We start from the raw sequence: 12681 nt of genomic DNA on the forward strand, positions 1-12681 counted from the left end.
CGGCCCGGCCCCGGCCGGGTGCCCGGGAGCAGGGAGATCGTCGGCCGGTAGTCGGTCAGCCCGCGGTACGGATCCGGGCCCGCCCAGGTCGCGGGCCGCGCGGCGGGGTAGGGCGGTGGGGTAGTGCGGCGGCGGGCGGGACGTCCGCGCCCGCGCGCCTCCCATCTCCTTCCATCCGACAGGGGGCAGACCCGTGACCGATGTGAGAGTCTCCGTCATCTACTACTCCGCCACCGGCACCGTCCACGCGATGGCCAAACGGCTGGCCTCGGCCGCGGAGGGGGCGGGCGCCAAGGTCCGGCTCCGGCAGGTGCCCGAGCTGGCCCCGGAGGAGGCGATCGCCTCCAACGCCGCCTGGAGCCAGCACTTCGACACCACCAAGGACGAGCCGAAGGCCGTGCCCGACGACATCGTGGAGGCCGACGCGGTGCTGCTCGGCACCCCGACCCGCTACGGCAACATCTCCAGCCAGCTCAAGCAGTTCATCGACACCCTCGGCCCGCAGTGGGCGCAGGGCCTGCTGGCCGACAAGGTCTACGCGGGGTTCACCGCCTCGATGACGGCCCACGGCGGCCAGGAGTCCACCCTGCTGGCGCTCTACAACACCATCCACCACTTCGGCGGGATCCTCGTCGCGCCCGGCTACACCGACCCGCTGAAGTTCGCCGACGGCAACCCGTACGGCGTCTCCCACGTCACCGGCGGCAACAACGACGACCCGCTGACCGACGTGCAGTACGCCGCCCTCGACCACATGGCCGCCCGGGTGGTGGGCGTCGCCCGGCGGCTGAAGGCCGGCGCCGCCGCCTGACCCGCCCATCCCGCCCGGCGCGGGCGGGGCGCGCCCGCCGCAGGGGACTGCGCTAAGGTCACGGACCGGTCGAGAGTCCACGGCGGCTGGAGAATGATGGCGGAGATCGCGTACATCGGCGGGTACACCCCGGACACCGGAGGGACGGGCGCCGGGATCGTCCTGGCGGAGCTGGACGGCCCGCACGGCCCGGCCCGGCTCGGCGAGACGGCGGCCCCGGGGCCGTCGTTCCTGGCCGTGCACCCCGCGCTCCCCCTGCTGTACGCGGTGGGGGAGGCCGAGCAGGGCACCGTGGAGGTCTTCGCCCGGGGGACCGGCGGCACGCTCTCGCCGCTCGGCCGGTGCTCCAGCGGGGGCTCCTTCCCCTGCCACCTGGCGGTGAACCCGGCCGGCACGCTGCTGGCGGTGGCCAACTACGGCGACGGCACGGTGAGCGTGCACGGCCTCGACGACGCGGGGCTCCCCGTCGACGCGCGGACCTTCCCGAACCGCGAGGGCGCCCACGCCCACCAGGCGACCTTCGGCCCCGACGGCGTGCTGTACGTGACCGACCTGGGCGCCGACGAGGTCCGGCGCTTCACGGCCGAGGGCGGCCGGGTGGATCCCCACCCCGGCGGCCCGGTACGGCTCGCCCCGGGCATGGGCCCCAGGCACATGGCCTGGGCGGACGGCCACTGGTACGTGGCGGGGGAGCTGGACGGCACGGTCCGCGCCTACGACGCGGACTGGCGCGAGACCGCGGTCGTGCCCGCGAGCGCGGCCGAGGGGGAGAACCACCCCTCGCACCTGGAGGTCCACGGGCCCTTCGTCTACGTCGCCAACCGGGGACCCGACACGATCGCGGTGCTGTCCCGGCCCGGCCTGGAGCGGGTCGCCGAGGTCCCCTGCGGGGGCGCCTGGCCGCGCCACTTCGCCGTCGCGGGCGAGCGGATGTACGTCGCCAACCAGAACTCCGGCGGCGTCGCCGTACTGCCGCTGGAGGGCGGGATCCCGCAGGAGCCCGAGGAGGTGTTCGCGACCGGCACGCCCTCCTGCGTGCTGCCGGCGGGCCGGGCGGGGCACTGAGAAGACTGCTGAGAGGACTGCTGGGAGGACTGAGGAGGCGTCTGGGGGGCACTGGAGGGCGGTGAGAGGGTCACAACGCCCACAGGGGCGCCGGGCGCGCGGGGCGGGGCCGTCCCGGCGGCGGCCGGCGCGACATGCGGGCCCGGCACGCGATTTGGTCTAGACCATTGGGCGGCTCTGGGGGCAGAATGCGTTGCGTCGGCGGGGCACCCCCCGCCGGTCGTGTCACCCCGCCTAGTCTGGCCGTATCACCTCGGAACCACCACCGGAGGATGCCATGCGTATTGGAGTGCTGACCGGGGGCGGCGACTGCCCCGGCCTGAACGCCGTTATCCGCGCCGTCGTGCGCAAGGGGGTGGGCGTCCACGGGCACGAGTTCGTGGGCTTCCGGGACGGCTGGCGTGGCCCACTGGAGGGCGACACCATGCCGCTGGACATCCAGGCCGTGCGCGGCATCCTGCCGCGCGGCGGCACGATCCTCGGCTCGTCGCGGACCAACCCCATCAAGATCGAGGGCGGCGTCGACAAGATCAAGGAGAACCTCGCCCAGACGGGGGTCGACGCCCTGATCGCCATCGGCGGCGAGGACACGCTCGGCGTCGCCACGCAGCTCTTCGAGCGGGGCGTGAAGGTCGTCGGCGTGCCCAAGACGATCGACAACGACCTCAACGCCACCGACTACACCTTCGGCTTCGACACGGCGGTCAACATCGCCGTCGAGGCGATCGACCGGCTGCACACCACCGCCGAGTCCCACCACCGCGCGCTGATCTGCGAGGTCATGGGCCGCCACGCGGGCTGGATCGCGCTCCACGCCGGCATGGCGGCGGGCGCCAACGTCATCCTCATCCCGGAGAAGCCGTTCGACATCGACCGGGTCTGCGCCTACGTCGAGTCCCGCTTCAAGACCCGCTACGCGCCGATCATCGTGGTCGCCGAGGGCGCCCACCCCGTCGAGGGCCAGATGGCGCTGCAGACGGGCGAGCTCGACGCCTTCGGCCACGTCCGGCTGGGCGGCATCGGCGAGACGCTCGCCAGGGAGATCGAGAAGCGGACCGGCAAGGAGGCCCGCACCACCGTGCTGGGCCACATCCAGCGGGGCGGCACGCCCACGGCCTTCGACCGGGTGCTCGCCACGCGCTTCGGCCTGCAGGCGATCGACGCGGTGCACGAGGGCGACTTCGGCAAGATGGTCGCCCTGCGCGGCACGGACATCGTCCGCGTCAGCCTGGAGGAGGGCACCAAGGAGCTGAAGACCGTCCCGGTGAGCCGCTACGAGGAGGCCGAGGTCTTCTTCGGCTGATCCCCTCCGCCCGCGGCCCCGTCCCGTCCCGGCGCGGGGCCGCGGGACGTCCGGGCGGCGGGCCCGCGCCGCGAGGCCCGCACGCCCCCCGGGGGGACCCGCGGGCGGCCCCGCCCGGGGCCGGATCCTCCGGCGGACGGCCACGGGTAGGGTCGCCACCATGACGGGCATCGAGGGGTCGTTCTGGCGGACCGTCGCGGTCTTCCGCGCCGCCTCCCTCGTGTACGCGGCGTTCCTCCTTCTCCGCGCCGGAGGGTACGAGCACCCGGCGCTCGGCTGGACCGTGATGGGGATCATGTCCCTGTGGACGGCGGCGACGGTCCTCGCCTACTCCGCCGCGGGGCTGCGCGGCCGCCCGCTGCTCGCCGCCGACATGGTCGTGACCGTGGGCTGCCTGCTGGCCACCCCCGCGGTGCAGGGCGCCCAGCAGCAGGGCAGCATGCCGATCACCGCCACCTGGATGGGCGGGGCCGTCCTCGCCTGGGGCGTGTACGGCGGACGCCGCGCGGGCGCCGTGGCCGCCGCGATCGTGTCGCTGGCCGACCTGTGGACGCGCGGGCTGCCCGGCAGTGTCTCCGGGGGCCCCGGGGCCCCCGCGGACCTCCCGGTCAACGGGACCGTGCTGCTCTTCCTCGCGGGAGTGCTGGTCGGGCACGTCGCCCAGCTGGCCCGGCAGGCCGAGGAGCGCATGCAGCGGGCGGTCGAGCTGGAGGCCGCAGGCCGGGAGCGGGAACGGCTCGCCCGGGGCATCCACGACTCCGTGCTCCAGGTGCTCGCCCTGGTCCAGCGGCGCGGCCTGCGCCTCGGCGGGGAGGCGGCCGAACTGGGCAGGCTCGCCGGTGAGCAGGAGGCCGCGCTCCGCGAGCTGATCAGGGCGCGCCCGCAGGCGGCCCCGGCGGGCACCGCGGACCTGTGCGCGCTGCTGCGGGGGCACGCCTCCGGCACCGTCACCGTCTCCACCCCCGCCGCCCCGCTGACGCTGCCCGCGCGCACCGCCAGGGAACTGGCCGCCGCGGTCGGCGCGGCGCTGGACAACGTCGTACGGCACTGCGGCGAGCGGGCTCCCGCCTGGGTCTTCGCCGAGAGCGACGGCGGCACGGTCACCGTGACCGTGCGGGACGAGGGACCGGGCATCCCCGAGGGGCGCCTGGAGCGGGCCGCCGCCGAGGGGCGCCTCGGCGTCGCCCAGTCGATCCGGGGCCGGATCGCGGAGCTGGGCGGCACGGTGACCGTGCTGTCCGGCCCGGGGCGCGGCACGGAGGTGGAGATGTCCGTCCCGGCGGACGCGGCGGCCCGGACCTGACGGCCCGCGCCGGCGCGGCCGCCCGTGAGCGGTGCGCCCGCCGGTCCGAGGAGACGCCTGGTCAGTCCGTCCCGCCCTGCCCGGTAGGCGACGGGCTCGCCGGGGGAGCCGGGGACGGGCTGGCGGGAGCGGTGGGTGACGGACTCGCCTGGGCCGGGGGCGACGGCCAGGGCGAGAGCGTGGTCCGCCACAGGGTGGGCGGCAGCACCGGGACGTTCAGCCGCGCCGTGCCGGCGTCCCGGAAGCGCAGTTCCACGTCCACGAAGCTGCCGCTACGCATCTTCTCGTCGGTCAGTCCAGTCAGCAGCGCCAAGGGCGCCGCGCCCGCGCCGACGGGCTTGCGCACAGGGAGGTCGACTCCGCCACCCGCCAGCTGCGCCTCCTTGAACGCGCCGGGCGCGGCGACGGAGACGAGCCGGTCGGGGGTGGCCCGGTTGTTGATCAGAACCATGTACATCGGCGCGCTGCCACCGGAGGTCATCGGCTCACCGGCTGCTCCGCCGATGATGGTGACGTCCCTGATCGCGATGCCCTCCTGGTATCCGTTCCCCCCGTCGTTGGGGGCCATGGGTTCGTCGCCGATCTCCGGGGCGAGCCGCGCGCCGCCGCAGGAACAGGTGGCCAGGACCGACGCGGCCGCCAGCAACACTCCGAAACGTCTTCTCATGTCACTCCTCGTGGCTCGTCTGGATCCATCTCCTCCTTCCGCGGAGGGGTATCCCGCCCTCGATCCATTTTTTCGTCACGCGTCCCGCGCCCGGTGGGCGCGGAGCCGCCGGGCGGGCGCGGTAATAGGCTGGCCGGATGCGGGTGATGGTGGTGGACGACCATCCGATGTGGCGGGACGCGGTGGCGCGGGACCTGGCCGAGGCGGGCTACGAGGTGGTGGCCGCCCTCGGCGAGGGCCGCCAGGCGCTCCGGGCGGCGGCCGCGGTCCGGCCCGAGCTGGTCGTGCTGGACCTGCGGCTGCCCGACCTGTCCGGGGTGGACGTGGCCAGAGGGCTGGCCACGGCCGACCCGCCGCCCCGGGTGCTGGTGCTGTCGGCCAGCGGCGAGCAGGACGACGTGCTGGAGGCGGTCAAGGCGGGCGCCTCCGGCTACCTGCTGAAGTCGGCGAGCAGGGAGGAGTTCCTCGACGCCGTCCGCCGCACGGCGGCCGGCGACGCGGTGTTCACCCCGGGCCTGGCCGGGCTCGTCCTGGGGGAGTACCGCCGGCTGGCCGCCCGCCCGGCCCCGGAGCAGAGGCCGCGCCTGACCGAGCGGGAGACCGAGGTCCTGCGCCTGGTGGCCAAGGGCCTGTCCTACCGGCAGATCGCCGAGCGGCTGGTGCTCTCGCACCGGACCGTGCAGAACCACGTCCAGAACACGCTGAACAAGCTCCAGCTCCACAATCGCGTCGAGCTCGTCCGCTACGCGATCGAGCGGGGCCTCGACGGGTCGTAGGCGGGACTAAAGTGACCCAGGCGCGGTGTTGCCTGTTGACGGCCGCCCGCGATGCTCGGCGGCAGCCGTACGCGCCCTTCTCCCCGATGTCCACCGGAGGTTCCACCATGGCCCTGTCCGCACTGGGCGAGCCCTGCGTCCTGCTCAAGCTGGGCGAGGTCGTCCTGAAGGGCGACAACCGCGAGGTGTTCGAGCAGCGGTTGCAGGCCAACATCAGGGCCGCGCTGAAGGAGTTCGGCTTCAAGGTGGACGTGCGCCAGCGCCACGGCGTCATCGCGCTCTTCCTGCCGGAGGGGACGAGCGTCGAGACCGCCGACGCGGTCGCCCGCCGGGTCTCCTACGTGCCCGGGCTGGTCTGGATCCACCGGGCCTGGCGGGTCGCCAAGGACCCCGAGGCGGTGACCAAGGCCGCGATCGAGCTGCTCGCCGACCGGGAGGACGTCAAGCGCGGCGTCTCCTTCGCCGTCCGCTCCCGCCGCCGCGACAAGCGCTTCCCGCTGACCTCCATGCAGCTCGACCGCCAGGTCGGTGGCGCGATCAACGACACCTACGGCCTCCCGGTCGACCTGCGGCGTCCGGAGCTGACCGTCTCCGTCGAGGTCGACCGCGACGAGGTCTTCGTGCACACCGACGGGCTGGCGGGCCAGGGCGGCCTGCCGGTCGGCTCCAGCGGCCGTGCCCTGGTGCTGATGTCCGGCGGCATCGACTCGCCGGTGGCGGCCTACCGGATGATGCGCCGGGGCCTGCGCGTGGACTTCCTGCACTTCTCCGGCATCCCGTTCACCACCTCGGAGTCCATCTACAAGGCGTACGCGCTGGTGCGCGCGCTGGAGAAGTTCCAGGGCAGGGCGCGTTTCTGGGTGGTGCCGTTCGGCAAGGCGCAGCAGTCCATCAAGGCGTCCGGCCAGGACCGCCTGGCGGTCATCGCGCAGCGCCGCCTGATGCTGAAGACCGCCGAGGAGGTCGCGCACCGCATCCGCGCGGGGGCGCTGATCACCGGCGACTCCCTGGGCCAGGTCTCCTCGCAGACCCTGCAGAACATCACCGCCCAGGACGACGCCGTGGACCTGCCGATCCTGCGCCCGCTCATCGGCCTCGACAAGAGCGAGATCATCGCCGAGGCGCGCCGGATCGGCACCCTGGAGATATCCGAGCTCCCCGACGAGGACTGCTGCACCCTGCTGGCGCCCCGCCGGCCCGAGACCGCCGCCAAGATCGACGACCTGAAGCTGATCGAGCGGCGCCTGGACGCCGAGGAGCTCGCCGTGCAGCTGGCCGACTCCCTGCAGGAGTACAAGCCGGAGGGCTGAGGGCGGCCTCCCGGTCCTCCGGGCCGCCCGGAGCACGTTCCCGGGGGCGGGCCGTCCGCCGGGGCCGTGGCTCAGTCGACCTTGAAGGGGTCGTGCTCGGTCAGGAGCTTCTCCAGGCGGGCCTGGTCGACCCGGTTGGTCACCTCGGAGAGCTCCTGGCGGTCGCGCACGCACTTGGCCAGGGTGAAGCTCGAGGTGACGACGTACAGCACGCCGAGGGCCAGGAAGCCCCGGATCCAGCCGTCCACCGGCAGGTAGGCCACGCCGATGGCGACGGCGGTCAGGGACACGCCGAAAGAGATGACCGACTGCACGTAGAAGGCGCCGGTGTTCCTGGGGTGGATCGCTCTCGTCATGCCGTCCGCGATCCGGCACGGGAGGCGGGCCCGGCATCCGCGCGGATACTCAACCGCCCCTGAGTAGGACGACGGGAGGCGCCCCCGCCGCGGGCCGGCGCGGGGGCCGTCCCCGTCGCGAGTCGGCAGCGGGGCCGTACCGCGGGCGTGTCCCTGTTTCGAGCCCGCAGCGGGGCCGTACGGCGGGCGGGGCCCGGAGGGCTCGGCCGGTTCCGCGCGGGGCGGGCCGCACGCGGGCGAGGCCCCGCCCGGGACACGGACGGGGCCTCGCCGGTGCGTCGCGGAGAACGCCTCACCTCACCGGACGGCCTGTCACCAGCCGAAGAAGCCGCCGCCGGTGCCGGTGCACAGGTTGGTGCTGGCGGCGCCCTGCGGACCGGCCGCGGACTGGTTGGCGTTGTAGTAGGAGTTGCCGCCGTAGCCGCCGAAGCCGAAGCCGCCGCCGCAGCCGCCGGCCGAGGCGGCGGAGGCGCCGGACAGCACCAGCGTGGTCGCGGCGATACCGGTGAGCGCGATGCGAGACAGGATCTTCCTCATGGGACTGGGTTTCCTTTCTTCGTCCTGCCCTTTCGGGCCGGAACTCCGGTCGGGACCGGTGCCGGTCCGTCCGTCTGGTGACGGAGCGGAACCGGCGCCACACCCTCAATACCCGTCACTCCCACTTTGAACACATATAGTCACCGAATAACTACTAACGGTGAACAAGGGTGGCGAGTGAGGAAAATCCCTCCTTGTCGCGCACGAGGGAACAGATCAGGCGGTGGCCAGGGCGTCGCCGACCGCGCTCTTGCCCAGCAGCGGCGGGAGCTGCCGCATCACCCGGGCCAGCTCGCGCAGGTCGCCGTTGACCAGGGCCTGAGGGCCGTCGCAGAGCGCCTGCTCCGGGTGGGGGTGGACATCGATGATCACGCCGTCGGCGCCGACGGCGATGGCGGCCCGGGTGAGCGGGAGGACCAGGTCGCGCCGGCCGCCGGAGTGGGACGGGTCGACGATGACCGGCAGATGGGACAGGCGCTGGGCGACCGGGACCGCCGAGACGTCCAGGGTGTTGCGGGTGGCGGTCTCGAAGGTGCGGATCCCGCGCTCGCAGAGCACGATGTCGAGGTTGCCGCGCTGGGCGATGTACTCGGCGGCCATCAGCCACTCCTCGATGGTGGCGTTCATACCGCGCTTGAGCATGACCGGCTTGCCGGCCGAGCCGACCGCCTGGAGCAGCGCGAAGTTCTGCGCGTTGCGGGTGCCGATCTGCAGCATGTCCGCGTAGGAGGCGACCAGGTCGACGTCGTGGGCGTCCACCACCTCGGTGACGACGGGCAGCCCGGTCTCGGAGCGCACGTCGGCGAGGATGCGCAGCCCGTCCTCGCCCAGCCCCTGGAAGGCGTAGGGGGAGGTGCGGGGCTTGTAGGCGCCGCCGCGCAGCAGCGTGGCCCCGGCGGCCTTGGCCATCTCGGCGGCCTCGAGCGTCTGCTGCGGGGTCTCCACCGCGCACGGGCCGGCGATCAGCGTCACCGTGCCCGGGCCGATCGGCACGCCGCCGACGCGGACGGTGGAGCGCTCGGGGTGGTTGTCCCGGCTCACCAGCTTGTACGGCGCGGTCACCCGCATCACGTCGGCCACCCCCCGCATGCCGCGCAGGTTCAGCGCGCCGAACTGGGCGACGTCGCCGACCAGGCCGATGATCGTGCGGCTCACGCCCCGGCTGACGAACGCGCTGCCGCCCGCCGTGGCCACGACCTCCACGATCGCCTCGACGTCTTCCTGGGTGGCCTCGGGGGCCATGACGATGACCATGTCTCTCCTCGATGAACGGGAAACGAAAAAGGCCCCGGGTCCGAAATCCGGACCCGGGGCCTTCTCGTCGCCTGGCTGTCAGCGCAGCATCTGGAGGCGAACGGTCCGACCCACGGGTCCGTCGCCATAAAAAAACCAGAACACGGTACGCATCGCCGCAATGCTAGCGCACCACGTCCGTCGCGTGTCCACCGCGGGACGCCCCCGTCTCACCTGATGGACGGCGCCAGGGGCGAGGGACCCGCCCGCCGGGGGCGGAACCGGCGGTGGCAGGATTGCCCCGTGCCACCGGGGACACGGCGAGGGGAGTGGTGGGGGAGTGATGGTGGATCAGCCCGAGGCTCCGCTGGAGGAGACCCGCCTTCCTCCGGGCCAGTACGTCCCCAGGGGCCGTCCGGTGATCCACTACGGCAGGGTCCCGTCGTTCCGGCCGGCGACGTGGGAGCTGCAGGTCATGGGCGCGACCGCCTCGGGTGAGCCGTACCGCCTCTCCTGGCAGGCATTCCGGGAACTGCCCCGCACGACGGTCGTGGCGGACCTGCACTGCGTCACCAAGTTCTCCGTCATGGGCAACGAGTGGCGCGGGGTCTCCTCGGCCCTGCTCATGGAGCTGGCCCCGCCCGCCCCGGAGGTGCGCCACGTGATGCTCTGGGGCGAGTACGGCTACAGCGCCAACGTCCGGATCGGCGACTTCGCCCGCGGCGGGACGCTGCTGGCCATGGAGCTGGACGGCCAGCCGATCTCGCCGGAGCGCGGCCATCCGGTCCGGGCGGTCGTCCCGCACCTGTACGCGTGGAAGAGCGTCAAGTGGCTGCGGGCCGTGGAGTACATGGTGGAGGACAGGCGCGGCTTCTGGGAGGAGCGCGGCTACCACAACATCGCCGACCCCTGGCGCGAGCAGCGCTACTCGTATCAGGAGGAACCGGGCGAAGGTCCCCCGTGACCCGTGTTTTCCCCTGATCGCGGGACGCGGCCCGCTACCGTTCCGGCATGCCGACCGACCGCTGTGACGACCGCCGGGGCGAGGCCACCTTCGCCACCCTGCGCGTGGCGGCGCGGGCGGCCCCCTGGCTGCGGGCCGGGCTGACGCCGGAGACCGCGGGCGGGGCCGTGGGCCACCTGCGGGCACTGCTCGGCGTCCGGGCCGCCGCGCTGGCCGGTCCCGACGCCGTGCTGGCCTGGGACGGCGTGCCGGACTGCCACCGGGAGCGGATGGCCGGGCACGCCGGGGCGGCGCTCTCCTCCGGCCGGGCGCGGGTGCTGGCGGAGGAGGCGCCCGGCTGCGAGCGGCCGGGCTGCCCGGCCGCCGGCGCCGTGGCGGTCCCCCTGGAGGCGGGCGGGCGCGTGGCCGGCGTGCTGCTCGCCTACGACGCCGAGGCCGGCGCCGCGCTGCTGCGGACCGCCACCGAGGTCGCCCGCTGGGTCTCCGGTCAGCTGGAGCTGGCCGATCTCGACGCCCTGCGGCGGCGCGCCGCCGAGGCGGAGATGCGGGCGCTGCGCGCGCAGATCTCGCCGCACTTCGTCTACAACTCGCTGACGACCATCGCCTCCTTCGTCCGCACCGACCCCGAGCGGGCCCGCGAGCTGCTGGTGGACTTCGCCGACTTCGCCCGCTACGTGCTGCGGCGGGCCAGGGACCTGACCACGCTCGCCGACGAGCTGCGCTGCGTGGACCGCTACCTGCTGCTGGAGCGGGCCCGCTTCGGCGACCGGCTCCGCTTCACCGTCCAGGTCGCGCCCGAGGTGCTCGGGGTGCCCGTGCCGTTCCTGTGCCTGCAGCCGCTGGTGGAGAACGCCATCAAGCACGGCCTGGCCCGCAGTGGCGGTCCGGGCGAGGTGCGGGTGGTGATCAGGGACGCCGGGGCCGAGGCGCACATCAGCGTCGAGGACGACGGGCTCGGCATGGAGCCGGAGCAGGCGCGGCTGCTGCTCGACGACGGCCCGCGCTCCGGCCGGGGCGAGGGCGGGATCGGGCTGGCCAACGTGGACCTGAGGCTCCGGCAGATCTACGGTGACGGCTACGGGCTGGTCGTGGAGAGCGAACTGGGCGGCGGCACCCGGGTCCGGCTCCGGGTGCCCAAGCGCGCCCCCGCGACGGGCACGGCGCGGTGGCCCTCCCCGTGACGTCCTCACCCGCCTGCGGCATACCGGTTGCGGACCGGGCGCACCAGTGGGCAACGTGAGGGCCATGCTGCGCGTTCTGGCCGTCGACGACGAGATCCCCGCCCTGGAGGAGCTGGCCTATCTGCTCCGCAGGGACTCCCGCATCGAGCACGTCGCCACCGCCTCCGACGGCGTCAGAGCGCTCCAGGACATGGTCGCGATGATCGCCTCGGGGGAGCGGCTGGACGGCGTCTTCCTCGACATCCGGATGCCCGGGATCGACGGCCTGGACCTGGCCAGGCTCGCCACGGGCTTCCCCCAGCCGCCCCGCCTGGTCTTCGTCACCGCGCACGAGGACTGCGCGGTCCAGGCCTTCGAGCTGGAGGCGGTGGACTACCTGCTCAAACCCGTGCGGGAGCAGCGGCTGGCGGAGGCCGTACGGAGACTGGAGGCCGCGCCGGCCGCGCCGCAGCCGGAACCGGAGGACGTCATCCCGGTCGAGCTCGGCGGCCGGACCAGGTTCGTGCCCCGGCAGTCGGTCCGGTTCGCCGAGGCCAGGGGCGACTACGTGCGGCTGCACACCGCCGAGGGCGCCTATCTCGTCCGCATGTCCCTGGCCGCGCTGGAGCGGCGCTGGGCCGGATCGGGGTTCATCCGCGTGCACCGCAGCACGCTGGTCGCCGCCCGGCACGTCAGTGAGATGCGCTTCGACGGAGGCAGGGTCGTGCTGCAGGTCGGCGACGAGACGCTGCCCGTCAGCCGCCGCCACACCCGCCAGGTCCGCGAGCAGCTGGTCCGCCAGTTCCAGGACCGTCCGGCGCCCGACTGACCGTTCGTCGCCGCAGGCCGACCGCTCGTCGCTCGGACACTCTCCGTACAGCGATAACTACGCACCGTTGGTCGCGCTGCCTCCGAAGCGGGTTTCGCCTGCTCAGGCCGCCCCATAGTGTTCCTGCATCGGAGAGCGGGTCCGCCGCGCCAGGGGGGGACCGAGCCGGAAGGCTCACAAGAGGCCTGGCGGGCGGAGGCCCGGGTGAAAGCCGGTGAAGCGATCACCCGGCCGCCGGACCCTGATGACCCGGGGGGGAGGGTCCGGCGGCCTCCGGATGCGGCGGCGAGGCTCGCGGGAGACCGCGGGCCCGCGGTGCGAGCCGGCCCCACGGGGGCGGCCGGCTCGCCGGCCGGACGTCCGTCGT

The 12681-nt window shown here is 74.0% G+C and carries 13 protein-coding genes; 9 read left to right on the top strand and 4 right to left on the bottom strand.

Annotated features, from left to right (window positions below):
• Window positions 1-193 precede the first annotated feature (193 nt).
• The 4 genes from wrbA to macS all read left to right on the top strand — a co-directional run bounded on the left by wrbA (window position 194) and on the right by macS (window position 4482).
• The gene (wrbA, locus tag ACFOWE_RS15875) at window positions 194-811 is read left to right on the top strand and encodes an NAD(P)H:quinone oxidoreductase (RefSeq protein ID WP_377288368.1); all 618 of its coding nucleotides are present in this window, start codon (window positions 194-196) and stop codon (window positions 809-811) included.
• Between the two features lie 96 nt (window positions 812-907).
• Window positions 908-1876, top strand: a complete 969-nt coding sequence (locus ACFOWE_RS15880; protein WP_377288370.1) for a lactonase family protein — start codon at window positions 908-910, stop codon at window positions 1874-1876.
• A gap of 277 nt (window positions 1877-2153) precedes the next feature.
• Entirely contained in the window at window positions 2154-3179 is a 1026-nt protein-coding gene (locus ACFOWE_RS15885; RefSeq protein ID WP_377288372.1) for a 6-phosphofructokinase, read from the top strand.
• A gap of 160 nt (window positions 3180-3339) precedes the next feature.
• Window positions 3340-4482, top strand: coding sequence for a MacS family sensor histidine kinase (macS, locus tag ACFOWE_RS15890; protein WP_377288374.1), 1143 nt, complete (start codon window positions 3340-3342; stop codon window positions 4480-4482).
• Window positions 4483-4543: 61 nt separating this feature from the next.
• On the opposite strand, the gene ACFOWE_RS15895 is transcribed toward macS, so the two are convergent.
• Entirely contained in the window at window positions 4544-5149 is a 606-nt protein-coding gene (locus ACFOWE_RS15895; protein ID WP_377288376.1) for a hypothetical protein, read from the bottom strand.
• A gap of 146 nt (window positions 5150-5295) precedes the next feature.
• Here ACFOWE_RS15895 and ACFOWE_RS15900 point away from each other — a divergent pair, with 146 nt between their 5' ends.
• On the top strand, window positions 5296-5925 hold the full coding sequence (locus ACFOWE_RS15900; protein WP_377289144.1) for a response regulator: 630 nt from the start codon (window positions 5296-5298) through the stop codon (window positions 5923-5925).
• 107 nt (window positions 5926-6032) lie between these two features.
• A complete protein-coding gene (gene thiI / locus ACFOWE_RS15905) occupies window positions 6033-7235 on the top strand; it encodes a tRNA uracil 4-sulfurtransferase ThiI (protein ID WP_377288378.1) in 1203 nt (400 codons plus the stop codon).
• 71 nt (window positions 7236-7306) lie between these two features.
• Here thiI and ACFOWE_RS15910 read toward each other — a convergent pair whose 3' ends face one another.
• The 3 genes from ACFOWE_RS15910 to aroF all read right to left on the bottom strand — a co-directional run bounded on the left by ACFOWE_RS15910 (window position 7307) and on the right by aroF (window position 9382).
• Window positions 7307-7591: a YiaA/YiaB family inner membrane protein gene (locus ACFOWE_RS15910; protein WP_377288380.1), complete on the bottom strand. Its 285-nt coding sequence runs from the start codon at window positions 7589-7591 to the stop codon at window positions 7307-7309.
• Window positions 7592-7903: 312 nt separating this feature from the next.
• A complete protein-coding gene (locus ACFOWE_RS15915) occupies window positions 7904-8128 on the bottom strand; it encodes a hypothetical protein (RefSeq protein ID WP_377288382.1) in 225 nt (74 codons plus the stop codon).
• Window positions 8129-8344: 216 nt separating this feature from the next.
• On the bottom strand, window positions 8345-9382 hold the full coding sequence (aroF, locus tag ACFOWE_RS15920; protein ID WP_377288384.1) for a 3-deoxy-7-phosphoheptulonate synthase: 1038 nt from the start codon (window positions 9380-9382) through the stop codon (window positions 8345-8347).
• 322 nt (window positions 9383-9704) lie between these two features.
• On the opposite strand from aroF, the gene ACFOWE_RS15925 reads away from it, so the two are divergent.
• The 3 genes from ACFOWE_RS15925 to ACFOWE_RS15935 all read left to right on the top strand — a co-directional run bounded on the left by ACFOWE_RS15925 (window position 9705) and on the right by ACFOWE_RS15935 (window position 12314).
• Window positions 9705-10325 carry a molybdopterin-dependent oxidoreductase gene (locus tag ACFOWE_RS15925; protein WP_377288386.1) on the top strand — a complete coding sequence of 207 codons (621 nt, stop codon included), beginning with the start codon at window positions 9705-9707 and terminating at the stop codon, window positions 10323-10325.
• A 47-nt stretch (window positions 10326-10372) separates the two neighbouring features.
• A complete protein-coding gene (locus ACFOWE_RS15930; protein ID WP_377288388.1) occupies window positions 10373-11506 on the top strand; it encodes a sensor histidine kinase in 1134 nt (377 codons plus the stop codon).
• 64 nt (window positions 11507-11570) lie between these two features.
• Window positions 11571-12314: a LytR/AlgR family response regulator transcription factor gene (locus tag ACFOWE_RS15935; RefSeq protein ID WP_377288390.1), complete on the top strand. Its 744-nt coding sequence runs from the start codon at window positions 11571-11573 to the stop codon at window positions 12312-12314.
• Window positions 12315-12681: the final 367 nt, after the last annotated feature.

The organism is Planomonospora corallina (genome assembly GCF_042650625.1).
Classification (GTDB): Bacteria; Actinomycetota; Actinomycetes; order Streptosporangiales; family Streptosporangiaceae; genus Planomonospora_B; species Planomonospora_B corallina.

Excerpts from the sequence above, each read along its gene's own strand:
- macS (WP_377288374.1), top strand. The coding sequence starts at position 3,340 with ATGACGGGCATCGAGGGGTCGTTCTGGCGGACCGTCGCGGTCTTCCGC.
- ACFOWE_RS15910 (WP_377288380.1), bottom strand. The coding sequence starts at position 7,591 with ATGACGAGAGCGATCCACCCCAGGAACACCGGCGCCTTCTACGTGCAG.
- aroF (WP_377288384.1), bottom strand. The coding sequence starts at position 9,382 with ATGGTCATCGTCATGGCCCCCGAGGCCACCCAGGAAGACGTCGAGGCG.
- ACFOWE_RS15895 (WP_377288376.1), bottom strand. The coding sequence starts at position 5,149 with ATGAGAAGACGTTTCGGAGTGTTGCTGGCGGCCGCGTCGGTCCTGGCC.
- ACFOWE_RS15885 (WP_377288372.1), top strand. The coding sequence starts at position 2,154 with ATGCGTATTGGAGTGCTGACCGGGGGCGGCGACTGCCCCGGCCTGAAC.
- ACFOWE_RS15880 (WP_377288370.1), top strand. The coding sequence starts at position 908 with ATGGCGGAGATCGCGTACATCGGCGGGTACACCCCGGACACCGGAGGG.
- thiI (WP_377288378.1), top strand. The coding sequence starts at position 6,033 with ATGGCCCTGTCCGCACTGGGCGAGCCCTGCGTCCTGCTCAAGCTGGGC.
- ACFOWE_RS15925 (WP_377288386.1), top strand. The coding sequence starts at position 9,705 with ATGGTGGATCAGCCCGAGGCTCCGCTGGAGGAGACCCGCCTTCCTCCG.
- ACFOWE_RS15915 (WP_377288382.1), bottom strand. The coding sequence starts at position 8,128 with ATGAGGAAGATCCTGTCTCGCATCGCGCTCACCGGTATCGCCGCGACC.
- ACFOWE_RS15900 (WP_377289144.1), top strand. The coding sequence starts at position 5,296 with ATGGTGGTGGACGACCATCCGATGTGGCGGGACGCGGTGGCGCGGGAC.
- ACFOWE_RS15930 (WP_377288388.1), top strand. The coding sequence starts at position 10,373 with ATGCCGACCGACCGCTGTGACGACCGCCGGGGCGAGGCCACCTTCGCC.
- ACFOWE_RS15935 (WP_377288390.1), top strand. The coding sequence starts at position 11,571 with ATGCTGCGCGTTCTGGCCGTCGACGACGAGATCCCCGCCCTGGAGGAG.